The organism is Paenibacillus sp. 1-8 (genome assembly GCF_056316205.1).
In genome coordinates this window covers 3,338,617-3,364,319 of sequence record NZ_CM149995.1, presented here as the reverse complement: position 1 = coordinate 3,364,319, position 25,703 = coordinate 3,338,617, and the positions used below count along the sequence as shown (strand labels likewise).

Here is a 25,703-nt window from a genome sequence, read left to right as displayed (position 1 = left end):
GCCGGGCATAGAACTGCTATCTTTGAAGGATAGTATTTTGTTGCCTGGCTATTTTTTAATACCTGTAATCTGGCGATGTTGATCTTCAACAAATTAGAGGTACGAGGGGATGATAAGAATGAGACTGGGAGATATCAGAATTAGGCTTGCAGCCATTATGGCGAGCGTGTTGGTAGTAGCTAGTGCGGGAACATCATCAAGTTATTTGTCTGCAGCCAGTACAGGCAAAATGGTATTTGATGTAACCACGGATAAATCCATGTACAGTCCAGGGGCAACGGTGGAGCTTAGAATTGATATGAAAAACAGAACGGGTCTCGATATCGCAGGCGGCAAAGTGGAGGTAAGAGCGAAACATCTCGAGAACGAGGTGGGCTCTGCTCTGATTAAGACGTATGATCTTAAGAATAATGCTGATCTAATGTTGACCACGGATTGGAAAGCGCCTTCAACAGATTATCAAGGCTATTTAATTGTAGTAGACATTAAGGATGCTGCCGGCAAAATACTTGATTCAGACGCGGTAGGCGTAGATGTATCTTCTACATGGGTGAAGTTCCCGCGTTATGGATATGTTTGGGATTTCGGACAGAATACGAATACGGCTGAGAGAATTGATAAGCTCAAAAATTACCATATCAATGCACTTCAATACTATGATTGGCAGTATCGCCATCACAAGCCTTTGGCAGACAACCTAGATGTATGGAATGATTGGTCGGGACGTATGATCTATGGCGATACTGTACGAAATTATATCTCCCAAGCCAAAGCCGCCAACATGGTCAATATGGAGTACAACATGATTTATGGTGCTACGACAGGGTACGACAAAGATGGCGTTCAGCAGGATTGGGCGCTTTATTACGCAGATGACAACACCAGCGGAAAAGGACAGTTTAGCTTTAAAATGGCGGATTCTTCTCCGACAGGTGTAACTCATTTGTATTTCTTCAATCCGGCTAATACAGGATGGCAGAACTATATTTTCAATCAAGAGAACAAAGTGCTCAAAGCCTTTAATTTCGATGGCTGGCATGGGGACACCGTAGGCGAATGGGGGAAAATGAAAACATCCGATAATCAAACGCTATATGTAAAAGATACGTATACTGGCTTTCTGAACGCTGCAAAAAATGCCATTGGAAACAAGTATCTGGTTTTCAATCCTGTAGGCGGCCAGGGTATAGAGAATGTGAACAAAAGCAATGTGGATGTATTGTATACCGAAATCTGGCCGTGGGATCATGATAGTGAGGGGGTTCAGTATGACAGTTATAATTCCTTGAAAAGGGAAATCGAACAGTCCAGAAAAGAAAGCGGAGGCAAATCCTTGATCGTTCCGGCTTATATGGAATACGATTATGGCAAGACAAACCCCGGCAAAGCTTTCAACACATCGGCAGTACTATTAACGGAGGCTGCTGTATATGCGGCTGGGGGATCACGCATGGAGCTTGGAGATAACGGGAATATGTTAAGCAATGAGTATTTCCCGGCGCAGAATTTATATATGAATGACGATCTGAAGAATCGCACACATAGACTTTATGATTTCATAGTGGCCTACGAAAACCTGCTTCGTGATGGTCAGACGGAGACCGCCAATCGAATTGAGTTGCCTGCTTATGCCAGCAGTTCCAATGGAGAAGCCAATAAAGTATGGGCCTACGGCAAGAAAGACAGCAAGTATGAGATCATTCAAATGATCAATCTGCTAGGTGTGAGCAAAAATGATTGGAGAGCGAATGACGGGACAAAGGAAACACCGACTAAAATTGGCAGCCATGAAGTGAAGTATTATTATTCAAATGATGTAAATTCAGTCTGGCTGGCTTCGCCAGATTCGAGTGATGGAAGAACACAGAAACTATCCTTTACAAAAGGCAGCGATGGCAATGGCAAGTTTGTTAAAATTACCGTGCCATCCCTTGAATACTGGAACATGATCTATATGAGTAGTGAAAACAGCGGTGGGGGAAACGAAGAACCTCCAGTGCAAGGAAAGATCGTTAATGGAAATTTCGAAAATGGAGAGAACGGTTGGACATTTGAAGGAACAGCTGCACATGGTGTGGATTCAACTGACGCTTATGTTGGTGGTAAATATTGGATATGGAATGCAGATAGCTATTCAGGAAAAGTATCACAAACTGTGAGCGGACTGAATAACGGGACTTACACGGTTACTGCGATGGTTAAGCAGAATAACGGCTCTCCTACACTAAGCAGACTGGAATTGACCGGTTATGGAGGAAGCTCAGTCTATACACCGATCCCTCACAGCAATAGCTATAGTAAAATTAGTGGAACTGTGAGTGTAACGAACGGAAAGATAAATATTGCCTTTTATCAGGCGGCCGCGGGGAATACAAATCTACAAATCGATAATGTGGAAATTCTGGCAGGAGGCGAAACTCCCACACCAACACAGGTGGGTTTGGTAAACGGAGGTTTTGAGGAAGGCACCCTGAATGGATGGAAACGACTGGTTCCAATGCAGGTGTGGACACCACTGATGCTGCTGATTCAGGCAAGTATAAGGCATACTTCTGGGGAAGTCAGGGCTATCAGCAGAAAATAGAGCAGGACATTATTGGGTTGGAAAACGGTAGCTATACCGTAACAGCAAGGGTTAAACAGAATACCGGAACGCCTTCCATCAGCAGAATGGAACTTTCCAACTATTGTGGAAATATGGTGTATACCAACATCAGCCACAGCAGTACCTATTCCCAGATTTCGGGCCAAGTGAATGTAACTAATGGAAAAATAAACATTGCTTTTTATCAAGCAGCAGAAGCTAATACGAACTTACAAATCGATGATGTGAGGATTGTGAAGAATTAGCGATAATCTAGAAAAACAAAGTGATTATGAGAATAAGTTTGTTTTTGTAAGAGGCTAGTCGAGATGTGGAAAACCCCGCTTCATTTGGTAAGGGAAGATCGTCGAGATCACTATACCAGTGAAGAGGTGTTTTTTCATAATAAAGTAATTTTTTTTATAACTTCAAACCGAAATCCAGCGGTGAGTGAGTTTTCGCTTTAATAGTTACTTAGTGTCTTGAGACGAGTCATATAAAGTTTTTCTACTTAAATTACGTAGATAAAAAATAATTGATTGAGATTGGATAGGCTACACTTAGTTGGACAAGAAAAATGAGGGCTTGTAGAATGAACCTATCATCCTAAAGAGTGGATCTCTGCAATGCCAAAGCAACGACGTACTTTTACAGCAGAGTTCAAGAAGCAAATGGTGCAATTATACGAGAACGGGAAGTCCAGAGCAGATCTGGTGTAGGAATATGGCCTCACAGCTCGGCTCTGGATCGCTGGATTAAGCAAGTTCAGACAACGGGCTCCTTCAAGGAGAAGGACAATCGTTCACCTGAAGAGAATGAGTTGATGGTTTTACGCAAAGAAAACCAACGCCTCCAAATGGAGGTCGATATTTTAAAGCATATAAACCCCATAAAGCCGTTTGTAACGAAACGGCTATCGCCAATATACTGAACCGCAAGTTCAGCCAAACGGAAGCTAAACGCTTTGTGGTCAGTGATTTCACCTATGTGAAAGTCCGGAACCAGTGGCACTATATTTGCGTGCTGGTCGATCTGTTAAATCGAGAGATTATCGGCCATAGTGCAGGTCCCAGTAAGGACGCAGCACTGGTTTCCCGCGCCTTTGCGACGGTGAAAGGTGATCTGTGTCAGATTCAGTGGTTTCACACAGACCGGGGAAGTGAGTTCAAAAATCAAAAAATGGATGAGATATTTGAACACCTTCAACATTGGGCGATCGCTCAGTATGAAAGGCTGTCCTTACGATAATGCCGTGGCGGAGTCCACCTTTAACGTCATGAAAACGGAGTTCGTCAATCAGATGAACTTCCTAATAGGATGAGCAATACTCTCACCAATCTTCATGTCCCGTTGGATCACAGGCTATGATGAAAATGTAATCATAGTCTGATCTTTTTGTATGATTGAGCAATATCAGTAATATCAAGACTATCTAAGTATGTTACCGACCTATAAAATAAAAGTAGAAGAGTCTTCATCATGGAATAGGAGATGACAATACATGAAACCCTGTGAACCTCTGATCATTTCAAATGGAAGCGGATACAATTTTACGCTGGTTCAAGAAAAAAGCCGAATCGGCAATCCCTGGCTGGGTTGAACTGCGAGAGCGGTGTCTGCGAATTATGAAACAATTGCCTGAAGATGAATGTCGCAGGCTGTATAGTCAGCTTCTTGTGCAGATTGAATTGCATCTGAGTGGCTCCCGTGGGCTGACTGACATCTGCATCGCTTATGGGTTATTTCTTGAAGAGGATTATCCACGAGCATTTATACAAGCTTCGCATGCAGTTTGGAGCTACCAGATGGGTAAAGAAGCGCTCTTGCTCGCAGGAACTGGAAGAGGGGAGCATTTCTACCGAGCGGATTGGTTGACCAATCTCGATAACACCATTTCTCATGCGGCACACGGTGCGGAGATTTCTCCGGATTCAGGGAGATAGTCCCGATATGTTCCTGTGGTACAACAATATGTAATGCCGGAAACAGAGAAACATATCTATCTGGAGAATACGCATCGCAAGCCGCTACACGATGATGAATTGGCACGCTGCTTGGAGAAGGTGCTGGTGCTGTATTAGAGGAATCGGTCCCAGTAAAAGAGCCTTCCGATCCATCAAGATGGATTGGAAGGCTTTTTGTAACTTAACCCATGTTTTATTTAGCTTCTGCCTATCTCATGATGCAACTTTCAAGCTACCATCACCTGCTGACCTCTAAACAATTTTTTCCTTCCATCCATACCGTTTCTTGAGTTTCGGGTCTACTCATATCTTCTTGCAGAAAACCCGTGCTCCTTGGCACCCCACGAAACGACGAAGGCAAGAAGCATAAGGATAAGCAACGTCCACGGAAAAGAGTGAACCCCAAGCGTCTCTAAAAGAATTCCGCCCAGCAAGCCGCCCCCGCCAATGGCCAGATTCCAAGCGGTTACAAGCATAGACTGAGCTACATCTGCGCTCTCGCCCGCCGCTTCGGCCAATGCGGTCTGTAATAAGGTAGCGGCACCGCCGAAGGTCAGTCCCCACAGGGCAACACTTAAATACACGATGGCAGGTTGGTGACTTCCGATTCCTAGTGCCACAGCAGTTACAGCAAAGCCAAGGGTACTCATGAGTACCAATAGACGCAGCCAGCGGTCGATCAATGCACCGATCAATCCAATTCCGGCAACCGAAGTTATCCCGAAAATAAGCAGTACCACATCCGTTCGGGAGGCCAGTCCAGCCTGACTTAAATAAGGAGCGATATAGGTGTACAGAATATTATGCGCCAGCACCCAAACCAAAACGACAAGTAAAATGGGACGAACACCGGCAATCGTGAAAACCTTACTCAGCGGGAGTCGCTGGTGGGTAGTCTGTCCCGGAAAATCTGGAAGTTTCCATAGTACCCAGACGACTAAGACTACCGCAAGAAAGGACATGGTACCAAAAACCGTTCTCCAGCCAACAAGCGCACCGAGGAACGTTCCTAATGGAACGCCGAGGGCAAGAGCCAGCGGGGTTCCTGCCATGGCGACAGCCATGGCGCGCCCTTTTAATGCATCCGGCACCATTCGCCGGGCATAGCCAGCAAGCATCCCCCATAACACACCAGCGGATACGCCTGCAAGGAAACGGGCAGCCAGCGTCAAGATATAGTAAGAAGACAGTGCCGTAATGGTGTTAAACATGAGAAAGCCAATGATACAGAGCAATAATAAAGGCCGTCGTCGCCAGCCCCGTGTTGCGGCAGTCAACGGGATTGCGGCAGCGAGCGAACCGAGAGCATACAACGTGACCAATTGGCCAGCCAAAGCTTCCGATATTCCCAGTCCTTTGCTGATTTGTGGTAATAGACCAGCGGGAAGCGTTTCGGTGAGAATACAAATAAATCCGGTCATAGCAAGCGCCAGCAACCCGCCCCATGGAAGCCCTTTAGATGAAGCTGTATCTCTGGTAGTTTGTTCGGTAAAATTCAGATTTGCATTCATATTCCAATCCCCTTCTAATCAAGCATTACATCTGCTCATAAGGAGCAGGAGTTGTTTTTTATCATAAGGTATGTTTTGATATAACTGAAATACTATTATTTCATAGAGGGAATAACCGTATGGTTATAATAGGTGTATGTCTGTGAATATGAATCATCTTGAAGTGTTTATGAAGGTTGCGGAGAAAATGAATATGACGGAGGCTGCCAAAGCACTGTTTATTTCTCAGCCTGCGGTTAGCAAGGCTTTGATCCAATTTGAAAATACTTTGCAGGTAAAATTGTTTATTCGCGACAAGCAGAATGGACTCGTACTGACCGAAGTGGGAAAAGAAATGCTAAGTTTGGCCAGACAAATGAAGGAGATCGAACATAAAATGGTTCAGCTTGCGTGTCAGGAGAATAAGCTTTTGCGCGGTAAAGTAAAAATAGGCTCCTTCCCGGCGGCCTCTACGAACTTGCTTCCGGAAGCGATCTGCTTATTCCGCTCCAAATATCCCGAAGTCACCATTGAACTGATGGAAGGAAACTCGAACCAAATTAAACAATGGGTGGAGGATCGCACTGTCGAGATTGGAATAGTAGCTTCTCCATTCGATCATTATGACGTCCGCATTCTTGAACACGATTCCATGGTTGCCATCATACCGGAGAATCATCCATTGCAAGCAGAACACAAGGTTTCTCTGGAACAGAACAGGAACGACCTTATCTTCTGTAAAGGAGGACATGAATCTGCTGTATTAAACACCTTGCATGAGCAGCAAATTCCTTTCCAGGAGAGTCTCACGGTCCAAACGGCTGAAACGTTAGTCCACATGGTCCAAAAAAAGCTGGGCATCGGCATTATATCGAAGTTTACGCTTTCCTCGGTGTCCCATTCACTAATCGTTAAAGAGATTATTCCCCGGATTACGCGGGATATCGGAATTATCGCGCATTCCTTTGATGAAGCGACCCCGGCAGCACGTGAGTTTGTAAAAGCGTTGGGTCAGTTATATCGTTCGAGTGAGTAACTTAATAAAAGGGCCTTTGTAAAAGTAAAAGTAAGATATTTCTCTCTGGTAGCGTCATCCATCTTTGGTTTGTATGCTTCATACATTTTAAGATTAAAAGTGATTTGCTCTGGATCGGACCAAAAGCCTGTGCCGAGCCCACCGAGATAGACCGAACCCATGGCCGACAGCTCGGCACATGTGAATCGGGTCACAAGGTTGACCAGAATATCGGCCTGAAATTTCATCAGCCAATTGTTGGAGGAAGCCCCGCCGTCCGTGCGCAGGCCGACCAACTCAATCCCGGACTGTTTCTCAGGACAATGTAACGGTTATTGATATGCATAATTTTGAGGGGATGTCATCGTGATTGGTGTGAAAGATAAGAATTGAGCATTCCGCAATCTTCATCCGAATCTCTGTTAGATCGCTTGCAACCTTTCCATCCTGAACTACGTCAAAGAGATTGTTAATGGCCAGGCGGCCTAATTCAACTACAAGGTGGAACTTACATGAATATGAGAAAAAGCGCATTCGCAGCCATGACCACAGTTTTGCTTCTTTCCTTCTCTTTTGGAGGTCAAATGTTTGCGGCGGGCAATCAGTTCAAGGATTTGGACAGCATAAGCGGCAAAGACAAAATCATTTCCCTTCAAAATCAGGGTTTGCTCAAAGGGGTCTCTGATACGCAGTTTCTCCCCGCCTCTAGAGTGACTGCTGCCCAAGGCATTCAGTTGATCTCCGGCGGATTTCAGCTCAGTTTGGCTGCTATTGATTTTAATAAGGCGCCACAGGCCAGCGGACTGTTCTCCCATGTTAAGGATACAGCATGGTATGCCGAAGCCTTTATCAACGCGCATTATAATGGCGTGGAGATTCCCAAAGATATCGATCCTTCAAAAACTCTGACCAAGGAAGAGTTCACCCATATGCTGATTCAGGGCATGGAAAAAGCGGGCAGCCTGCCGATGATCAAAATTGCACCTGCAACGATTGCCGATGATAGCAAGTTGGAGCCTTCCTATCAAGGCAGCATTCAGCGTTCGCTTGTATATAAGGTCAATAACTTGGATGCCAGCGGAAAGTTTAATCCAAAAAGCGAGATTACACGTGCGGAAGCAGCCATTATGTTGTATAACGCGCTAGAGTATCTGAACGCTCATAAGGCTTAATCCAATGTTCTGAGCCAATCCCTTGATTGTTACGAGGTACCGTGCGGATTTGGGTTTACAGTTACTTGACACGATTATCTTTAATGCTATAATAAGGAAATCGAATTTAGATCCAATGGTAGCTGATTATCGTATGGTTTCTATCCTGGTCCTTCGGCATGTAACACAGGTAACGAATAAATAAGCTGGCTCCGGATGAGGGAGACCAGCTTATTTTTTTGTGAATAAAGCGCCTAAACATTTCGGGACCCATATATCGAGAGGAGACGGGAGTTATGTTTGGTAATGATTGGGATGAAGTTTTACGGGAAGAGGTAGAAAAGCCTTATTTCAATGAATTGAGGTATACATTAGCACGTGAATACAAGATACATAAAGTCTACCCTCCAAAGGAAGATTTGTTTTCCGCACTTAAATTAACACCATATCATCTTACCAAAGCGGTTATATTGGGGCAGGACCCCTATCATGGAGAGGGACAAGCCCACGGCTTGAGCTTTTCCGTAAGACCAGGTGTGCGTACACCGCCGTCTCTGCAAAATATATATAAAGAGTTGCGCGATGATCTCGGCACCCCCATTCCCAATCAGGGCTACCTTGTTCCTTGGGCAGAGCAGGGAGTGCTGCTGCTGAACAATGTGCTGACCGTGCGTGAAGGACAACCGCAATCTCATCAGGGAATAGGCTGGGAACGTTTCACAGATGCCGTCATTGAAGCCATTAATGAGCGTGAGCAGCCGGCAGTATTTATTTTGTGGGGGAGCCATGCTCAGAAAAAAGCTAGCTTTGTGAATACCAGTAAGCATTTGGTGCTGAAATCCGTCCATCCGAGTCCATTGGCGGCTCACAGAGGTTTTTTCGGCAGCAAGCCTTTTTCGCGCACCAATGCATTTTTGATTGAGCATGGAATGGAACCGATTTGGTGGGAGATTCCTAACCGCTAGCACTGGAGGTGAGGACATGCGTCAATGGAAGGGACGTCAGGTCATTTTATATCACGGCAACAACGGTCATACCCAAAAGGTGCGCGGCACGATTGAAAAATGGGATGACACGCACAAGTGCGTTATTTTAGGCCCGAAGATGTTGTCTATTCCTTTTGAAAATATTACGTATATTTCGATGCTCCCTCCCGGGCGTGAGCGCAAAAGCCGTCATCCGGCGAAGCTAAATTCTATCGGTTATGTGATGAGCGTTCCATTGCAGTTTGATAATGCCATTCTTTTTCAATCGGCAGTGACCGTTTGGAAAGAAGACCAGTTGATTGCCTTCAACGCAAAATTGACCAGTCACACGGATTACGATGTTGTTTTGGATGATGGACAAATCTTGTCCAAGGAAGGTCATCAGTTCGTGGTCAGGTCGCTACGCGGAGAACTTTAACTGTTATAATCCGCCTTTTTTTCTTCCTAAGGGTTCAAATCAAGTAGCTGTTTACCGATAAAGTAATGGGATTGTTAATTATATCCTATTTATAGAACTGAAACTAAGGGAGAGAAACGAATGAAACGTATGAGCAAACGGAGTACCTTCTTACTTGCTGTGCTGATGTTTTTATTTGCAACATTGCCAGCGGGTTTGATCCAAGCGGAGGGGAGCACGACCTCCACGGTACAGTGGGACAGTCAAAATTCGACTACATTGAATCTGGGTGGAAGCCCCGCTCAATTAAAAGTGTGGTCATTGACAGAAAAGGGCAAAGAAGATGTTACACAAAAGGCAGAATGGATCTCTGGGGATTCAAGCATTTTAAAGGTAGATAAGGGACTCATTACTCCTGTGTCAAAAGGGCAGATTAAGGTTGTTGCCACATATGAACAGCAAACGGTAAGCACAACGATTACGGTTAAATCGCCTTACAGCAAGCTGCAAATAGATCCATCCGGTCCCATCAATTTGGTGGTTAGCGGAGATTCGAAGCAATTGACTGTCCAAGGTACGCTTACGGCGGGCGGTACAGATAAAATATCCGGTGTGGAATGGACATCCACGAATCCGTCCGTGGCTACAGTGGAAGATGGTCTGGTTCGTCCTCTTGCCAAGGGCATGACTTACATTAAAGCAAGCAAAGATGAACTCAAAGCACAAACGATCGTGTATGTACGATCCTCTTCCCAGGCATTGATATTGAGTCCATCCGCTTCCCAATCGGTCTTCCTGGGTAGTTCACCAATTCAGGTCAATGCGACTGATGTGAACCTTACCGGAGGTAAAGCTGATGTTACCAGCACTGCAGAATGGACTTCCTCCAATCCGCTGGTTGCCACAGTGGAGCAAGGAAAAATTAGCCCATTGGACGCAGGAAATTCGGTAATTACAGTGTCCTATCACGGTTTGAGCAAGACCTTGAAGGTCAACGTATTGTCGACCATTGAAAAGCTGGTATCAAGCAAAGGAAGCTTATCTCTCGAAACAGGAAGCAAAACGGCTCTTCCGAGCATATCTGCTTACTTGGTCAATGGAGCCAAAAAAGCAGTACAATCCGATGTAAAATGGAGCCTAAGCAATGAAAGTGTCGTCAAAATTGCAAACGGTAAGCTGATTGCAGTGAACCCGGGTAGCGCGACACTGACAGCTACATTGGGTGCCATTAAGCTGGATATCCCGGTAACTGTACAATACAAAGTTCTCAAGCTGACCGCCTCCGAGAAAAAGTATGTGCTCGTAGCAGGACAAGAAGTGAGTGTTCCCACGGTAAAAGCACAAATGGCTGGTGGTGGAACGCTCGATGTTACCAATCAAGTAAGCTGGGCGGCTACTACTGCTGCAGTTACAGTAGGAAATGGCAAGGTAAAAGCAGTAAGCGGGGGTAACTCCGGAATCAAGGCTATGTATTTGAATAAATATGTGAAAGTGCCTGTCATCGTGGAAGGAACTATTTCTACGTTAACGCCAAGCTTCTCAAGCGCTGAGATGAATTTGAAAGGGAGTCAATCCGTCAAGGTCATCGGTGTATATACAGATGGTAAAAAAGTTACGCTCAGCAACAAAGTGAAATGGACAACTTCCAATGCTTCCGTGGCGATTGTAAAAGGCTCAGCCATCAAAGCGGTTGGGATTGGAACAGCGACGATTACGGGCACATACCAGGATAAGTCGTTTAATATTGAGGTCAAAGTTACACCTAAGCTGCTCAAGCTGGTATTGAGTAACAAGAACTTGAAGCTTCCTAACGGTTCCTCTCAAGTGCTGAGCGTGAATGCGGTTTATGACACAGGCACAATTGCCAACGTGACAAGTTCAGCGGCATGGACTTCCTCCAAGCCTTCTATCGTACAGGTTAGCGGAGGCCAGGTGAAAGCATTGGCTTACGGAAATTCAAGTATTAAAGTGGTTTATAACGGTAAGACGGTAGCTACCTCTGTCAGAGTGTTAAAATAATCTTCATATATTGCATATATCACTTATGCAAAAATAACCCCCGGTCCATGTCCATGACCGGGGGTTATTTTTCAACTTATTCTACGCCGTCCTGATAATGGTTCTTCCAGTGCTTGTCGCCTTTGTGAGAGAGATCTTCAACCGTCTTTTCCAGCGTTGCCACCAGCTGAGCTTTAATCTCGGAAATGGTATCTCGAAACAGTCTTTCTTCCGTGCCGTTAATTTTTTCACCATACAAAGCCTGAGCGGCTATAAATTGACGATGTTGCTCAACAAAATTGTCAATTGAATGCAGCGCATGCTCCACGTATTGTGAAATGCTGTGATGCTCGCTAGGCAGTTGCAATTTTAACTCCTGTACTCTGTTTAATAATGCCATGATGATCACCTCGTACGTTTTATTATGTCAATAATTATACATCATTTTCGGAAAACTTTCATTAAATATTGATTAAAATGTGATTTTTTTTATGTCATAATTGCATTTTCAATGGTATTAGCCCTTTTTCAGGAATGATTCCAATGTATCTTCAGATTATTATGTTTTAATATAAGATATTTATAATTAAGATATATGCGGTGCTGCGACAACAGTCTTTCTGACATGTTATAATAGGGAAAAGCCCAGTCGGAAAGGTTGTCAGTACGGTATGAAGCTTTTTAAAGGCTTATTTTGGGGAATTTTGATCAGTCTTCTTCTGTGGTGTGCCTTCTTCGGGCTTGTCCGCTGGATATCTCATTGAGTCGGGTTACAGAAAAATAAAGTTTGGGAATTTCCTTGGTTGAAGGTTATTCACCGAAATAGCTTGAAGGGAAGAGACAGATTGAAGAAAAAGTTGTTAAGTTTTTTAACCATAGTGATACTGGCTGCGGGTGTGTACTGGTTTGAAGGAGGCGATCTCCATACAAAAAAGACAGGAGAGAACCAGCCTTCCTCGGCCCAAGTTACACTGCAATTTCCGTCAGGACGTTATCCTGAAACAGCACACCATATCAAGGAAGCGATACGGGCAGGGAAATCGACGGTATGCACAATTGATCGTGAAGGCGCTGATCAAAACCGCAAGCAATCGCTCGCAGGTATTCCGACCCGTAAAGGGTATGATCGTGATGAATGGCCAATGGCTATGTGTACAGAAGGTGGCAAAGGCGCAAATGTCAAATACATAGCTCCTAAGGATAATCGGGGGGCAGGGTCATGGGTAAGTCACCAATTGGATGAGTATAAGGATGGAACGCGTGTGCAATTTGTCGTGAAGTAGTCATGGATTCGAATCCGGGTGTGTGTATCTTAAAATTAATTTTTTTTGCCTGTTTCCTTTTTGGCCTTAATCAACGCCAGAAAAGCAAAAAAATCACCAAGTGTATTGAAGCCGGCACCCAAAATGGCCAAGTCTTCAGCGGATAGTTGATTTAACCACTCCATTTGCTTAGCATCGAACATATTATCACCGCCAACCATTGATAATGTATAGTATGTACTGACGGTGACGAAGGTCAGGGCTCAGGCATACCATTTAAGTATGCCTGTTTTATGTGCAGAGGATGTGTAGAACTCATGTTTAAATTTAATTTTTATACTAAAATTCTCTCCATCGTTATCGTATTGCTTATACCTGTGCTAATCCTGTATGTTTATTCTAATCAGACAACGACAGGAGTGTTACGTAAGGAGCTGAATCAGTCTAATTATAACCAGTTGACTTTTTTTCAAAATCAGGTGAATACGAATATTGAAATGATTTCCTCCTGGCCGCATCTGCTGATTCATGACCCTGATGTAGCCAGTTTTCAAGCGATTTTTTTAAAGGACAAGGTTCTCAATTTGGATGGCATTAACCTTGTCAAACGGATCCAAACCAAGCTCGGACTTCAGGAAAGCTCATCTAATTGGAGAACCGGTCTGAGTATTTATTCACCTTCGCTCGGACGTGTTGTATCAGAAGAAGGAGCCGATTTTTATGATCAGAAAGAATTAAAGCAAATGATTAAAAACGGCTGGCAGGTATCTAAAAAAAAGATGTACGGGAAGGATCAGTTTATATTTTCATTGTATACATTATCCCCGTTTTCTTCACTTGGTAATCCGGAAACCGCTAACACGATTATTAAGGTCGAATTTGACAGCAGCAATATTCAGGACATGCTTGACCGCTTCAAAGGCGATGGACGGAAGGAACCTTTTTATTATAAAAAAGGTGTAGGAGTAATCTATAATCGTACTGCGAATGAAGAGCTGTCAGGCAGGCTGATTACGAAACTGGAGAAGATGGGACTGCATGAAGTTGATAATCTGACCGTGAAAGTTGGAGAAGAGAGTTACCTTGTTCACGCCGTTCTTTCACAAACGATGGGCTGGTATTTGATAGACTACATGCCTTTGTCCGATATGATGTCTCCGATTTACACATCTAATCGACTATTTTATATAACCGTAGTTGGCTTGCTGCTGGTAGGCTTCATTGGTGCTTATCTGCTTCATTCACAGGTGCAAGTGCCGATTCTTCAGCTTGTGCGGGCATTTCGGAGATTAAAGGATGGGGACTATGCTGTTCGATTGAGTCCGAAGGGGAGTCATGAATTTGCTTTCCTATCTCGTCAATTTAATTTGATGGTCGGACAGATCCAGGAGCTGTTTGAAAAGGTTTATGTTGAGAAGCTACATGTGAAGGAAGCGCGTCTAAAGCAGCTCCAGTCACAAATCAATCCACACTTTTTCTATAATTGTTTTTCTTTTATTACAAGTATGGCGAAGCTGCGTAATCATGAGGCGGTCGTGGCAATGGCTCATAATTTGTCCAAGTATTATCGATATACGACAAGACAGGAACGGGATTTGGTACCTTTATCAGAGGAAATCGAGTTTGTTCATTATTATTTGAAAATTCAGCAGATGCGTATGCCACGGCTAACGTTTTCAATTCATGTTTCTTCACAGGCTAACAGTCTGCTGATTCCGTTGCTTGTAGTGCAACCACTAGTAGAAAATGCGGTGCTGCATGGGATAGAACCTCAAGCAGAGGATGGTATAATCCGCATTACAACGGAACAGATCGGCCCATATATGTGCTTGTTTGTGGATGATAATGGACTCGGTTTGGGCAGGGAGGCTATAATGTCTCTGAGATTAGCACTTGACAAGCCGGTAGAAGAGGAAGGCGGCTACGGATTATGGAATGTGCATCAACGAATGCGATTACATTTTGGGGAAGACGCCGGACTGGACTTCTCATTGTCACCTTTGGGAGGACTGCGTGCGGTTTTAAAATGGCCGCTGTTAACAGAAGAAGAGCAGGCGAATAGCCTGATCAAACCTTCGTCAAATTCGAATATGGTTAAAATGGAGGGCCCTGATGGTTCAGATATTACTGGTAGATGATGAGAGCTATGTAACAGAAAGCCTGGCGGCTACGATTCCGTGGGAGGCGCTGGGCATTGAGAGGGTTCATCAAGCCGCTTCCGCATTAGCAGCAGTGGATGTGCTGGAAGCGTATGATATTGATATTCTGGTTACGGATATTCGTATGCCTGGCATGACAGGGCTGGAGTTGATTGTTGAGGTAAATGAACGATGGCCGCATATCCGATGTTTGCTACTAACAGGCTATGCCGATTTTGAATATGCTAAAAAGGCACTTCAGCTTAAGGCTTTTGATTATATTTTAAAACCGGTGGATGATGAGGAGTTTATGAAATGTGTATCCGCTGCCATCGATTCGCTAAAGGAAGAATGGGAAGCTTTTAACAAGATTCATCAATTACAGTATAATCGCAGGACAGATTTTGGTGTGCTGCGCACCCACTTAATGCACGACTTGGTACTTGGACGTGATTTGTCTGTACAGATGATAGAGGACAAGTTATCCCAGTACGAAATCATGTTACGCACGGGACATCCTGCTGGTATGCTACTTATTCAGCTAGGCAAGCATTTTTCTGATATGGATTATCATTCTGTATCCTTAATCGAGTATGCGATTGGAAATATTGCTGAAGAAGTGTTCGCACCCGATTTTCATGTTTGGCACTGTAAAGCGCCACATGATTGCTTAATTGTATTAATAGAAGAAAATTGGAATAACAATCGGGAAAAGTATAGTATGCATCATGAAGAAGAATCAGATTATGCCCCAGAACAGCATGATATGAAGCGAATAACAGAAATTAGTATGAACGAGCATAGTAGTATTTTGCGGGCGACTATCGAAACCTTTCGAAAAAATGTGAGCAATTACTTGAAAGGGGAAATTTACGTCACGGTAACTGGTTGGTTTATGTTCCCAGAGGAGCTGCCTAAGGCATATCAGACAGCGATAAGATCCTTATACTGGAACCATCAGGAGGAGACAGATACACTGCTATTCATAAAAGAAGAGACAGAACAGCCACACAGCTCAGTTAAGTCGCTGGAGGGGCTTTATATGCATCCTACGCTTACTCATCTGCTAGAGTCCAGGCAATGGGAAGAGGCCGAAGCGAAAGTGAGCCGTGTATTTGGAAAAATGGAAGAGGTGGGATATACACGCGAGCATTTATATGAGCTGTTTATTTCGGTGACGAGCGCCTTTATGTATACAGCGCACAAACAAGGACGTTTCATTACACAGATGGATCAAGTAGGCTTCGATCCGTTACATGCGCAGAAAATGGTTCAATCGTTCTCCAACCTTAAGGAATGGATTTTTTCCATGATGAACAAGCTGAAATCGGAATGGTCGGCAAGTGAGCAAAGTGCCAAAAGCTACGTGGTCAAGCAGGTTCAGGAACTCATCTCCCAGGATAAAGGTCAGGAGCTGTCTGTGAAGACGATTGCCGATCAGGTTTATCTACATCCAGTCTATCTGTCTAAAATTTATAAAGCTGAAACCGGAGAAGGTCTGGGTGACTATATCATCCGAATGAGAATGGAGCGGGCTCTTTATTTACTCAAGTATTCCAACAAAAAAATATACGAAATTACAACCGAACTGGGCTATCAGAATCCCCAATATTTCAGTAAAATGTTCAAAAAGCATTACGGAATGACTCCGCATGAATTTCGGGAGCAGTAAAGATGGGACCAATAAAGAAGGAATTAGTAAAGATCAGTTGGGAAAGGTGCAGAAATATTTATTTTGTGACATAGGCTACGTAGAAAAGCCCTCTTATAATAAAAGAGTAGAAAATGATTTTTGAGGGGGAACAATATGCGAGTCCATTCGAAAAAAAAGCTATTGTCGTTGCTCGCCGCAACTATGGTATTAGGAGTAGGTCTTGTCGGCTGCTCAGGAGCGGGGAATAATGAAAATGCAAACAGCGAAGCAAAAACTGAAAACGTATACAAAGAAAAATACAATCCGGAAGTCACAATTTCCACGGTATGGGGCGTAGATCCCGCCTTAAAATTTAAAAATGGCGAATCTATCGAAAATAACGTTGCGACAAAATGGGCTAAGGAGAAATTTGGTATTAATATAAAATCACTCTGGTCTGTCACGGATACGAATGGTTCATTTGCCACCAAGCTGCGTTTGGCTATGTCCTCCGGTCAGGAGATGCCGGACGTCGTTGTACTGGGGACAGAGAGTGAACAGCTGGCACAGGATATGATCGATTCGGGCATGTTTGCGGAAGCGGGTCCATTGTTCGATAAGTACGCTTCAGATTCCTGGAAGCAAGCGATGAATCAGGATGTGAGCGTATGGAATCAGTATAGCCGGGATGGCAAAAAAATGGGTATTCCTGTACTTGATTTTGCTTATAACCACGATTATATATTGTGGGTGCGACAAGATTGGCTGGACAAGCTGGGCATGAAGGCCCCTCATACGATGGACGAGCTGGAAAAAGTGATGGATGCCTTTAAAAATAAAAACCCAGACGGACTGTCTCCAGACAAGGTTATTCCGCTCAGCATCGGTTTCAAAACGTCTATGAACACTTGGATGGGTGACCCGTCCTGGATTTTCGGGGCGTACGGTACACTCCCGCAACAGTGGAATAAAGGCACGAACGGCAGTCTGGAATATGGCTCTGTACAGCCTGGTATGAAGCCGGGGCTGCAAAAGCTGAGTGAGTGGCTGAAAAAGGGATATATCCCCAAGGAAGCAGCATTGTGGGATGAAATTAAAACGTCAGAGCCTGCAATTGCAGGAACAGCAGGTCTCATACCGGGTCCATACTGGATGAGCGGCTGGCCTCTTTATGATACAGTCAAAAATACGCCGAGCGCCGTATGGAAGCCGATCAAGATTCCAGTGGGGCCTGATAACAAAACCATGCGCCATGGGACTCAATACACCAATGGTGTCGTACTGATCAATAAGCAAATGCAGCATCCAGAAGCTTTTTTCACCTATCAAAATTACTTGTTTGATCACTATGCAAATTCTCAACCAGATGGGGATTTGTCGAATGGGCTGTTTAAGGGCTACGACTATGATTTGGATGCGAACGGAAAGCTGTTGCCTAACGACAAAATACCAGGGGGTTATGTAAACTCTATTCGTTATTTGCTGGTTCGTGATGGTGCACGTGTACCTGATGCCCAAATGAAGGCTTTGTTAAGCTTGGCTAACGGCAAAAAAGCGGAAACCCGTCTGGAGAAGGATGTATTGATTAACTACGGAAAAGGTACTCCTGCGGCTGCCAAGGTGTTGATGGAACAGAAGGACATCTCCATGAAGGATCAGTTCACGGGCCCTACTACGCCAACTATGAAGGCCAAAAAGGACTATCTGGATAAGATTGAAAACCAGACCTTCAATGAAATTATTTATGGCAAACAGCCAATTTCGGCTTTTGATACCTTCGTGCAGACGTGGAAGAATGCCGGAGGCGAACAAATTACAAAAGAAGTGAACGAATGGTATAAGAGCGCTGAAAAGTAAAAACGATTGATGTTGTGAAATGGATTAGGCGGGCTGTCCCAAGGTGGACAGCCTTTTTACTACAGCTTCACCAGAATTAATTGGAAATGAATGCGCTATTATTATGTGTGCGAGATAAAGTTTCATTCGTATGGCGAGCTTAAAAAATGATTGCTTTTGTGCCATGTATGTTGGTTTTTTGAACTGTCGGGACAGCGAAAAGGCTTTTATAATTGAAGTATAACATGAGAGTTACAGGAGGAACTGCAATGAGAAGTCTGCAACGTACGTGGCCGTTTCATATCATGCTGCTGCCAGCCATCATTTTCTTAATTGTATTCAGCTACATTCCGATGGGCGGCATTGTGATGGCCTTTCAAAATTACAAGCCTTGGCTCGGCATAACCGGTTCCGAGTGGGTTGGACTGGATAATTTCCGCTATTTGTTTCAACGAGAGGACAGTCTTCAGGTCGTCTGGAATACGCTTATTATTGCGGTGTTAAAGATGTTTTTCAATCTGCTGATTCCGTTTGTTTTTGCCATACTGCTGAATGAAATCCGCAAGGTTGGACTTCAGCGTTCCATTCAGACACTGGTTTATCTGCCACACTTTCTCTCGTGGGTAATCTTGGGCGGAATCCTGATTGATCTGTTGGCTACAGATGGCTTTATGAACCGTATTCTCGGGAGCTTTGGAATCCAGCCCATCTTTTTTCTGGGGGATAATAACTGGTTTCGTTTTACTGTCATTGTATCGGATATATGGAAGGAGTTTGGCTACAACACCATCGTTTTTCTCGCCGCACTGGCGGGCATTAATCCTTCGTTGTACGAGGCATCCGAGATGGATGGGGCGAGCCGCTGGAGACAGACGCTACACATCACTATACCTTCGCTGATTCCGATGGTAGTGGTTGTCGGTACGCTTGCGCTTGGTAATGTTTTGAACGCCGGCTTTGACCAGATTTTCAACCTTTACAACCCGCTAGTATACCAAAAAGGTGATATTATTGACACCTTCGTCTACCGGACGGCGTTAATTAATGGAGAAATGGGCTTTGCCACCGCCATTGGATTGTTCAAATCCGTTATCAGTATGATTCTCATTCTGATATCTTATCGACTTGCTTACAAATGGGCAGGTTACCGCATATTTTGATTCCATTAGGCTGAAAGAGGGAGAGTCATGTATCATAAAACAACGCCATACCGCATCTTCAATGTGTTTAATATTTGTTTACTCGTGATTTTGTCCATCATGTGCATCGTTCCACTGATTCATGTGCTGGCGGTATCATTTAGTGCTAAATCAGCAGCAGATGCCAATCTGGTTGGACTGTGGCCGGTTCAATTTTCATTAGAAGCCTATAAGAAGACGATGAATAACCCCATTTTTCTGCACTCCATTTGGGTTTCTGTCTGTCGGACTATACTGGGAACTGGATTGACGCTTCTTATTACCTTTTTAGCTGCTTATCCACTTTCAAAAGAAACGTCTGTGTTCCGTAGCCGAAACGTTTATTCATGGCTGTTCGTATTCAGTATGATTTTTAACGGTGGTCTGGTTCCATTCTATATGGTTATTCAAAAGATTCATCTAATGGACAGCTTTTGGGTTCTTGTTTTGCCGGGAGCGGTCAATACATTTCTTGTCATTCTCATGTTGAACTTTTTTAGAGGAATTCCCAAAGAGATGGAGGAGGCGGCTCTGATCGACGGAGCAGGACACTTTCGGACATTGTTTAGTATTTTTTTACCGATATCCATGCCATCTATTGCGACGATTGCGCTGTTTAGTATGGTATTTCATTGGAACTCATGGTTTGACGGTCTGCTCTATTTGAGCAATGCAAAGGATTATCCACTGGCGACATTCCTGCAAACCGTAATTATTCAGAAGGACATGAGTTCCATGAGCATGAGTCCCAAAGAGATGGAATTACTTTCTCAAACGACGGTTAATGCAGCGCAAATTTTCATTGGTGCAGCGCCAATCCTCATTGTGTATCCATTTTTACAAAAGTATTTTGTTAAAGGTATGACGCTCGGCTCTGTCAAGGAGTAAACCATTATTGATGACGAAGGAGATGAATTTAATTGACTTATCAAAATATAACCAAATATCCTCCCATTAGCAGTCGCGTTCCGCATATGCTGCATGGAGCGGATTATAATCCGGAGCAATGGCAGCATTATCCTGAGGTGTTGAACGAGGATATTCGGCTGATGAAGCTGGCCAAATGTAATGTGATGTCTGTAGGTATTTTTTCATGGGTGGCATTGGAGCCTGAGGAAGGTATATTTACGTTTGAATGGCTGGACCGTATCCTGGATTCGTTTGCCGAGAACGGAATATATGCGTTTTTAGCTACTCCTAGTGGAGCTAGACCGGCCTGGATGTCACAAAAATATCCAGAGGTGCTACGTGTGGAGGCTAACCGTGTCCGCAACCTGCACGGAGTCCGCCATAACCACTGCTTTACGTCGCCTGTATACCGGGAAAAAGTAGGCATCATGAATACAAAGCTGGCCGAGCGCTATGCGAATCATCCGGCTGTCATTGGTTGGCATATTTCCAATGAATTTGGTGGGGATTGCCACTGTGATTATTGTCAGGAGGCATTTCGTACCTGGGTGAAGGATAAATACGGCACGCTGGATAAGCTTAATCACGCATGGTGGACGACCTTTTGGAGTCATACGGTTACGGATTGGAGCCAAATCGAGTCTCCGGCACCTCACGGTGAAACACAGGTCCATGCCATGAATTTGGACTGGAGGCGGTTTGTGACCGATCAGACCGCAGATTTTATCAAACATGAGATTGTGCCGCTCAAGGCTGCAAATCCAGCAATTCCGGTCACAACCAATTTAATGGAGTTTTTTGAAGGATTGAATTACTGGAAGTTTGCTGATCTGCTCGATGTTATATCCTGGGATAGCTATCCGACGTGGCATGACCGTGAGGGAGATGATAGCCGTCAGGCTGCGAAAGTGGCTATGATGCACGATATTATCCGCTCAATCAAGGGGGGCAAGCCTTGGATGCTGATGGAGAGTACGCCAAGCTTGACGAATTGGCAGGAGATTAGCAAGCTGAAGCGGCCGGGAATGCATCTTCTATCGTCTTTACAGGCTGTGGCACATGGGTCAGATACAGTCCAGTATTTCCAGTGGCGGAAAAGCCGCGGTTCGAGTGAAAAATTGCATGGTGCAGTCGTCGATCATGTGGGGCATGAGCATACTCGGGTGTTCGGGGATGTGACAGATGTGGGCAACGCGCTGGAGAAGCTGGAGGAAGTTATCGGCACATCTGTACCAGCAGAGGCGGCAGTCATTTTCGACTGGGAGAACCGCTGGGGAGTCAACGATTCACAGGGGCCGCGAAACAAAGGCGTGAAATATGAGGAGACCGCCCAGGCGCATTATTTGGCACTATGGGAGCAGGGCGTACCTGTAGATGTCATTCATATGGATGCTGATTTCTCCAAATATAAACTCGTAGTGGCTCCGATGCTGTATATGGTCCGCAGCGGTGTGGGCGAACGAATCCAGCAGTTTGTTGAAAACGGTGGCATTTTCGTAGCAACCTATTGGTCTGGTATCGTGGATGAACATGATTTGTGCTTCCTTGGAGGCTTTCCGGGGCCGCTTCGTGAGACGCTTGGGATCTGGTCCGAAGAGCTTGACGGGTTGCATGATCACGACCGTAATCATATTATACCAGTTGAAGGCAATGAGCTGGATCTGCAAGGTGAGTATGAAGCTGTAGAATTGTGTGATCTCATTCATACGGAGGGTGCAGAGGTACTGGCTCTGTACGGTTCAGACTTTTATGCAGGACGCCCGGCCTTGACGGTAAACCGCTTGGGACAGGGAAAGGCTTATTACATCGCTTCACGCAACACCGCACCATTCCACAGCCATTTTTACAAAAGCCTGATTGATGGCGCAGGAATTAGTAAAGCACTCGATGTGCAGTTGCCGCATGGAGTGAATACGGCGATTCGTACCGATGGAGTTCATGATTATATTTTTATACTGAATTTCACGCATGAGCCGCAAGAAATTACGCTGGATGGACGAACTTATGCAGATATGCTCGAAAATCATGTGATAGAAGACAGCAAGGTTCAATTGGGTGCTTATGCTGTTAAGGTTCTAAAGACAGAGCGGATTATAAATAGAAAATGATATAAAGTGTGATCGCTGTCGTTTTTCCGAGTGAGGGAACTGGCAGATTTGTCAGAGGCAATGAGGAGTATACAATTCAGATTGGGGATGACTTATGAAAACAAGTAACCGAACTATGGTATTTGCGATGTTGATCTTGTTATCCAGCTTTTTGTATCCATTTGGCTCTGTGGGAGGTGGTGCGGCTTCGGCCGCCCCTGCTTTTGCCAAAGGAGCAGATATTAGCTGGGTGGCAGGAATGGAAGCACAGGGGATGACATGGAAGGATAAAAAAGGGGTTCGCCGGGATGTGTTGCAAATTTTGCGGGACGACTATCAGATCAATTCGGTGCGCATCCGCGTATGGGTAAACCCTGACATGAAGGATTATGCAAGCGGATACATGAATGCTGAAAAGGCAGCAGAACTGGCGCAACGAGCTAAAAAATTGGGCATGAGTGTCATGCTGACGCTGCATTATAGCGATTCCTGGGCAGATCCCGGACAGCAGAACAAACCTTATGAGTGGCGTAATTTCACATTTACACAACTTATGGATGCAGTCTGGTCCCATACGGTTTATGTTATGAACACGATGAAAAGCAAGGGGGTAACACCGGACTGGGTGCAGATCGGCAATGAGACGAACAACGGAATGCTCTGGGATGACGGCAAAGCCTCGGTGAATATGAAAAACTATGCGTGGCTCGTCAATACGGGGAATAACGCTGTAAAATCGGTAAGCAGCAGTACCAAGACGATCGTACATTTAGCTAACGGGGATAACGGTTCCGTGTTGAACTGGAATATCGGCGGGCTGATTGATAATGGAGCTCAGTTTGACCTCATCGGTCTGTCTCTGTATCCGTCTTCTTCTGACTGGAAGGGCAAGGTGGATCAGACGATTACCAATGCCAATAACTTGATTGCAAAATACGGCAAAGGTATTGTCATCAGTGAAATCGGAATGGATTATAATGAACCTGCAACTTCCAAGGCATTTATTGCCGATATCAAAACGAAGGTTCGGAACATCGGGGGAGGCAAAGGCACAGGGGTATTTTATTGGGAGCCGGCTGCAACTCCAGGTTACAATCAGGGCTATAACAAAGGTGCTTGGCAGGCTGACGGTAAGCCAACCTCAGCTTTGGAAGGATTTATAAATTAAGAAGTATGTAAGAGTATATCAAAGAACCTCTAGTTCGCATTCTATGCAGACTAGAGGTTCTTTATTGTTATCTAGGTTTACTTGGAAGTTATAAAATTAGGCTTCCCGGTTCACCTTGAAGAACGAAATGAGCTCTTCCAGCTCCCCGGACATCAATGTAAGCTTGTCAGAAGCCTGGACAATAGAAACCATAGACTCAGCCTGTTCCCCAATGGTTTGTTGAATTTGTTTGCTGCTGTCGACTGTTTTGCTAACTGTCGAAGATAACTCGTCAGAGGTAGCTGACATTTCCTGCGTGCTGGCCGAGATCTGCTCCGTTGCGCTGGATACCTCCTGAATTTGTGACGATACTTTATTAGCCGCATTTAAAATTTCAGAGAACATTTCGCCTGTCTGCTTTGTAACTTCCAGCCCGATGTGAACTTCTTTTGTACCTAGACTCATATCTTTTACGGTTTGTTTAATTTCCTTTTGAATTTCCTCAATAAGCTCTGCAATTTGTTTGGCGGACTCTTGAGATTGTTCAGCCAAATTACGCACTTCTCCCGCTACTACTGCAAAACCCTTGCCTTCTTCACCGACTCTGGCGGCTTCAATAGAAGCGTTCAGTGCAAGCAGGTTCGTTTGGCTAGCAATGCCTGTAATGATGCTTACGATATTACTGATTTCGTTAGATCGGTTTTGTAGCGCATTAACGGAATCAACTGTACTTTCTATTGTAGTGGAGATAGAATCCATTTGAGTGGATAGCTTTTGGGCTACCTGATTGCCTTCAACCGAACGTTTTTCCATGGAATAAGCTTGATCTGCTACGGATGAGGAACTTTCGGCAATGGTTTGGATAACCGTAGACATTTCGTTCATAGCCCTGGAGCTTTCAAGTGCTGCGTGATCCTGAGCTTCAAGTCCCTGGGTTATTTCCTGAATATTGCTGTTAATGATGTTCGTATTCGCACTGTTTTTCTCGCTAATACTTAGCAATTCCTGAGCTGATCCCGTAACTTCTTGCGTCGTATCCTGTACTTTCACCATTGTATCGTTAAGGCGTTTGATCATGGTATTAAATTTTTGATTAATAATGCCAAGGTCGTCTAGACCTGTCTTGATTTTTACATTCAGATTACCCTCGCTCACTTCCTCGATGCCCTTCATCAGGCTGCGAATCGGGGAAAGGGTACGTTTTACCAGCAAATATTGAATGGTTAAGAAAACAGCAAGGAACAGTATGAGCAGGGATACACCGTATAAAAGCAGTTTATGAAGTCCGGCAGGTACCGAGCTTGCGTCTACGTCAAAGTAGATGGCGCTCGTAATTTTACCGCTTACATCTGTAATTGGATAAACAATGGTAGTCCATGTGCCATAATCGTCGGTGTAAAAGCTGCTCAACGCCGATTCTTTCGTTTTTAGCATTTCATTTACGGCATTTACGTTTGCAGTAGGAAGAGGATACATATCCCCTATGTTCATTTTGGAATCTTGGAATGGTTGAACTAGATTTGTAGGAACGCCAATAATGGAGGTTTGGTCTCCTTTTTTTAACTCTGTACCAAATATGTAAGCTTGGGCAACGTTAGGATAAAACGTGTGAATGGAGTCGAGAAATTTGCGGAGATCTTGCTGAACAGAGCCATTATAATCTTTTTCGGTCAAGGCTTGTTGTACTTGTGTTTTATCGACATCTTGTGCCCATTTTTTGGTTAACACCTTAACCTGGTCTTGCAGCTGTGTGGTGAGAATATTCTTTTGAAGTATGTAGCTGGATGTGATGAGAATCGCACCGATTAATACGATGTTAATGAATGAAATCAATAGATTTTTACCAAAAAAGGACATAGTGCTCCACTTCAAGTTTTTCACGTGTTTCTTCTCCTTTAAGTTAAAATATATTTTTAATATACAACCTA

General features: G+C 44.4%; 20 protein-coding genes and 1 pseudogene. 17 read left to right on the top strand and 4 right to left on the bottom strand.

Features of this window, described 5'->3' with window-relative positions:
• The first annotated feature begins 118 nt into the window (after positions 1 to 118).
• From AC0WRU_RS15235 to AC0WRU_RS15220, 4 genes and pseudogenes are all read left to right on the top strand, one after another.
• Positions 119 to 2,584, top strand: a complete 2,466-nt coding sequence (locus AC0WRU_RS15235; RefSeq protein WP_476125394.1) for a glycoside hydrolase family 66 protein — start codon at positions 119 to 121, stop codon at positions 2,582 to 2,584.
• Entirely contained in the window at positions 2,479 to 2,850 is a 372-nt protein-coding gene (locus AC0WRU_RS15230; protein WP_476128718.1) for a hypothetical protein, read from the top strand. Before AC0WRU_RS15235 ends, AC0WRU_RS15230 begins: the two co-directional genes overlap by 106 nt.
• 613 nt (positions 2,851 to 3,463) lie before the next feature.
• Positions 3,464 to 3,893: pseudogene (locus tag AC0WRU_RS15225) on the top strand (DDE-type integrase/transposase/recombinase); the annotation flags it as partial.
• A 223-nt stretch (positions 3,894 to 4,116) separates the two neighbouring features.
• Positions 4,117 to 4,527 (top strand): hypothetical protein, encoded by a 411-nt coding sequence (locus tag AC0WRU_RS15220; RefSeq protein WP_476125393.1) that lies wholly within the window; start codon positions 4,117 to 4,119, stop codon positions 4,525 to 4,527.
• A 320-nt stretch (positions 4,528 to 4,847) separates the two neighbouring features.
• Here AC0WRU_RS15220 and AC0WRU_RS15215 read toward each other — a convergent pair whose 3' ends face one another.
• The gene (locus tag AC0WRU_RS15215; protein WP_476125392.1) at positions 4,848 to 6,059 is read right to left on the bottom strand and encodes an MFS transporter; all 1,212 of its coding nucleotides are present in this window, start codon (positions 6,057 to 6,059) and stop codon (positions 4,848 to 4,850) included.
• Between the two features lie 136 nt (positions 6,060 to 6,195).
• Between AC0WRU_RS15215 and AC0WRU_RS15210 the strand changes: the two genes are divergently transcribed.
• The 5 genes from AC0WRU_RS15210 to AC0WRU_RS15190 all read left to right on the top strand — a co-directional run bounded on the left by AC0WRU_RS15210 (position 6,196) and on the right by AC0WRU_RS15190 (position 11,606).
• Positions 6,196 to 7,074 (top strand): LysR family transcriptional regulator, encoded by an 879-nt coding sequence (locus AC0WRU_RS15210; RefSeq protein WP_025683431.1) that lies wholly within the window; start codon positions 6,196 to 6,198, stop codon positions 7,072 to 7,074.
• Between the two features lie 491 nt (positions 7,075 to 7,565).
• On the top strand, positions 7,566 to 8,225 hold the full coding sequence (locus AC0WRU_RS15205) for an S-layer homology domain-containing protein (protein ID WP_025683432.1): 660 nt from the start codon (positions 7,566 to 7,568) through the stop codon (positions 8,223 to 8,225).
• 275 nt (positions 8,226 to 8,500) lie between these two features.
• Positions 8,501 to 9,169 carry a uracil-DNA glycosylase gene (locus AC0WRU_RS15200; RefSeq protein WP_476125391.1) on the top strand — a complete coding sequence of 223 codons (669 nt, stop codon included), beginning with the start codon at positions 8,501 to 8,503 and terminating at the stop codon, positions 9,167 to 9,169.
• A 16-nt stretch (positions 9,170 to 9,185) separates the two neighbouring features.
• Positions 9,186 to 9,608 carry a YolD-like family protein gene (locus tag AC0WRU_RS15195; protein WP_476125390.1) on the top strand — a complete coding sequence of 141 codons (423 nt, stop codon included), beginning with the start codon at positions 9,186 to 9,188 and terminating at the stop codon, positions 9,606 to 9,608.
• Positions 9,609 to 9,728: 120 nt separating this feature from the next.
• Positions 9,729 to 11,606 carry an Ig-like domain-containing protein gene (locus AC0WRU_RS15190; protein WP_476125389.1) on the top strand — a complete coding sequence of 626 codons (1,878 nt, stop codon included), beginning with the start codon at positions 9,729 to 9,731 and terminating at the stop codon, positions 11,604 to 11,606.
• A gap of 76 nt (positions 11,607 to 11,682) precedes the next feature.
• Here AC0WRU_RS15190 and AC0WRU_RS15185 read toward each other — a convergent pair whose 3' ends face one another.
• Complete coding sequence (locus AC0WRU_RS15185) at positions 11,683 to 11,985, bottom strand: hypothetical protein (RefSeq protein ID WP_476125388.1); 303 nt, start codon at positions 11,983 to 11,985, stop codon at positions 11,683 to 11,685.
• Between the two features lie 445 nt (positions 11,986 to 12,430).
• On the opposite strand from AC0WRU_RS15185, the gene AC0WRU_RS15180 reads away from it, so the two are divergent.
• Positions 12,431 to 12,868: a NucA/NucB deoxyribonuclease domain-containing protein gene (locus tag AC0WRU_RS15180; RefSeq protein WP_476125387.1), complete on the top strand. Its 438-nt coding sequence runs from the start codon at positions 12,431 to 12,433 to the stop codon at positions 12,866 to 12,868.
• Between the two features lie 35 nt (positions 12,869 to 12,903).
• Here AC0WRU_RS15180 and AC0WRU_RS15175 read toward each other — a convergent pair whose 3' ends face one another.
• Positions 12,904 to 13,050: a hypothetical protein gene (locus AC0WRU_RS15175; RefSeq protein ID WP_209440971.1), complete on the bottom strand. Its 147-nt coding sequence runs from the start codon at positions 13,048 to 13,050 to the stop codon at positions 12,904 to 12,906.
• Between the two features lie 114 nt (positions 13,051 to 13,164).
• On the opposite strand from AC0WRU_RS15175, the gene AC0WRU_RS15170 reads away from it, so the two are divergent.
• From AC0WRU_RS15170 to AC0WRU_RS15140, 7 genes are all read left to right on the top strand, one after another.
• On the top strand, positions 13,165 to 14,985 hold the full coding sequence (locus tag AC0WRU_RS15170) for a sensor histidine kinase (RefSeq protein ID WP_476125386.1): 1,821 nt from the start codon (positions 13,165 to 13,167) through the stop codon (positions 14,983 to 14,985).
• Positions 14,960 to 16,657 (top strand): response regulator transcription factor, encoded by a 1,698-nt coding sequence (locus tag AC0WRU_RS15165; protein WP_476125385.1) that lies wholly within the window; start codon positions 14,960 to 14,962, stop codon positions 16,655 to 16,657. The genes AC0WRU_RS15170 and AC0WRU_RS15165 overlap by 26 nt, the downstream gene beginning before the upstream one ends.
• 135 nt (positions 16,658 to 16,792) lie before the next feature.
• Positions 16,793 to 18,475, top strand: coding sequence for a type 2 periplasmic-binding domain-containing protein (locus tag AC0WRU_RS15160; RefSeq protein WP_476125384.1), 1,683 nt, complete (start codon positions 16,793 to 16,795; stop codon positions 18,473 to 18,475).
• A 248-nt stretch (positions 18,476 to 18,723) separates the two neighbouring features.
• Positions 18,724 to 19,614 carry an ABC transporter permease gene (locus AC0WRU_RS15155; RefSeq protein ID WP_025682784.1) on the top strand — a complete coding sequence of 297 codons (891 nt, stop codon included), beginning with the start codon at positions 18,724 to 18,726 and terminating at the stop codon, positions 19,612 to 19,614.
• A 27-nt stretch (positions 19,615 to 19,641) separates the two neighbouring features.
• Positions 19,642 to 20,520 carry a carbohydrate ABC transporter permease gene (locus AC0WRU_RS15150; protein WP_025682783.1) on the top strand — a complete coding sequence of 293 codons (879 nt, stop codon included), beginning with the start codon at positions 19,642 to 19,644 and terminating at the stop codon, positions 20,518 to 20,520.
• Between the two features lie 32 nt (positions 20,521 to 20,552).
• Entirely contained in the window at positions 20,553 to 22,649 is a 2,097-nt protein-coding gene (locus AC0WRU_RS15145) for a beta-galactosidase (RefSeq protein WP_476125383.1), read from the top strand.
• A 94-nt stretch (positions 22,650 to 22,743) separates the two neighbouring features.
• On the top strand, positions 22,744 to 23,796 hold the full coding sequence (locus tag AC0WRU_RS15140) for a glycoside hydrolase family 53 protein (RefSeq protein WP_476125382.1): 1,053 nt from the start codon (positions 22,744 to 22,746) through the stop codon (positions 23,794 to 23,796).
• Between the two features lie 96 nt (positions 23,797 to 23,892).
• Here AC0WRU_RS15140 and AC0WRU_RS15135 read toward each other — a convergent pair whose 3' ends face one another.
• Positions 23,893 to 25,656, bottom strand: a complete 1,764-nt coding sequence (locus AC0WRU_RS15135) for a methyl-accepting chemotaxis protein (RefSeq protein WP_476125381.1) — start codon at positions 25,654 to 25,656, stop codon at positions 23,893 to 23,895.
• Positions 25,657 to 25,703 lie beyond the last annotated feature (47 nt).

Bases quoted from the DNA above. Each gene is read 5' to 3' on its own strand.
- AC0WRU_RS15175 (WP_209440971.1), bottom strand. From the start codon at position 13,050: ATGTTCGATGCTAAGCAAATGGAGTGGTTAAATCAACTATCCGCTGAA.
- AC0WRU_RS15155 (WP_025682784.1), top strand. From the start codon at position 18,724: ATGAGAAGTCTGCAACGTACGTGGCCGTTTCATATCATGCTGCTGCCA.
- AC0WRU_RS15200 (WP_476125391.1), top strand. From the start codon at position 8,501: ATGTTTGGTAATGATTGGGATGAAGTTTTACGGGAAGAGGTAGAAAAG.
- AC0WRU_RS15165 (WP_476125385.1), top strand. From the start codon at position 14,960: ATGGTTCAGATATTACTGGTAGATGATGAGAGCTATGTAACAGAAAGC.
- AC0WRU_RS15160 (WP_476125384.1), top strand. From the start codon at position 16,793: ATGCGAGTCCATTCGAAAAAAAAGCTATTGTCGTTGCTCGCCGCAACT.
- AC0WRU_RS15140 (WP_476125382.1), top strand. From the start codon at position 22,744: ATGAAAACAAGTAACCGAACTATGGTATTTGCGATGTTGATCTTGTTA.
- AC0WRU_RS15195 (WP_476125390.1), top strand. From the start codon at position 9,186: ATGCGTCAATGGAAGGGACGTCAGGTCATTTTATATCACGGCAACAAC.
- AC0WRU_RS15185 (WP_476125388.1), bottom strand. From the start codon at position 11,985: ATGGCATTATTAAACAGAGTACAGGAGTTAAAATTGCAACTGCCTAGC.
- AC0WRU_RS15210 (WP_025683431.1), top strand. From the start codon at position 6,196: ATGTCTGTGAATATGAATCATCTTGAAGTGTTTATGAAGGTTGCGGAG.
- AC0WRU_RS15235 (WP_476125394.1), top strand. From the start codon at position 119: ATGAGACTGGGAGATATCAGAATTAGGCTTGCAGCCATTATGGCGAGC.
- AC0WRU_RS15170 (WP_476125386.1), top strand. From the start codon at position 13,165: ATGTTTAAATTTAATTTTTATACTAAAATTCTCTCCATCGTTATCGTA.
- AC0WRU_RS15215 (WP_476125392.1), bottom strand. From the start codon at position 6,059: ATGAATGCAAATCTGAATTTTACCGAACAAACTACCAGAGATACAGCT.
- AC0WRU_RS15230 (WP_476128718.1), top strand. From the start codon at position 2,479: ATGGAAACGACTGGTTCCAATGCAGGTGTGGACACCACTGATGCTGCT.
- AC0WRU_RS15220 (WP_476125393.1), top strand. From the start codon at position 4,117: ATGGAAGCGGATACAATTTTACGCTGGTTCAAGAAAAAAGCCGAATCG.
- AC0WRU_RS15190 (WP_476125389.1), top strand. From the start codon at position 9,729: ATGAAACGTATGAGCAAACGGAGTACCTTCTTACTTGCTGTGCTGATG.
- AC0WRU_RS15205 (WP_025683432.1), top strand. From the start codon at position 7,566: ATGAATATGAGAAAAAGCGCATTCGCAGCCATGACCACAGTTTTGCTT.
- AC0WRU_RS15150 (WP_025682783.1), top strand. From the start codon at position 19,642: ATGTATCATAAAACAACGCCATACCGCATCTTCAATGTGTTTAATATT.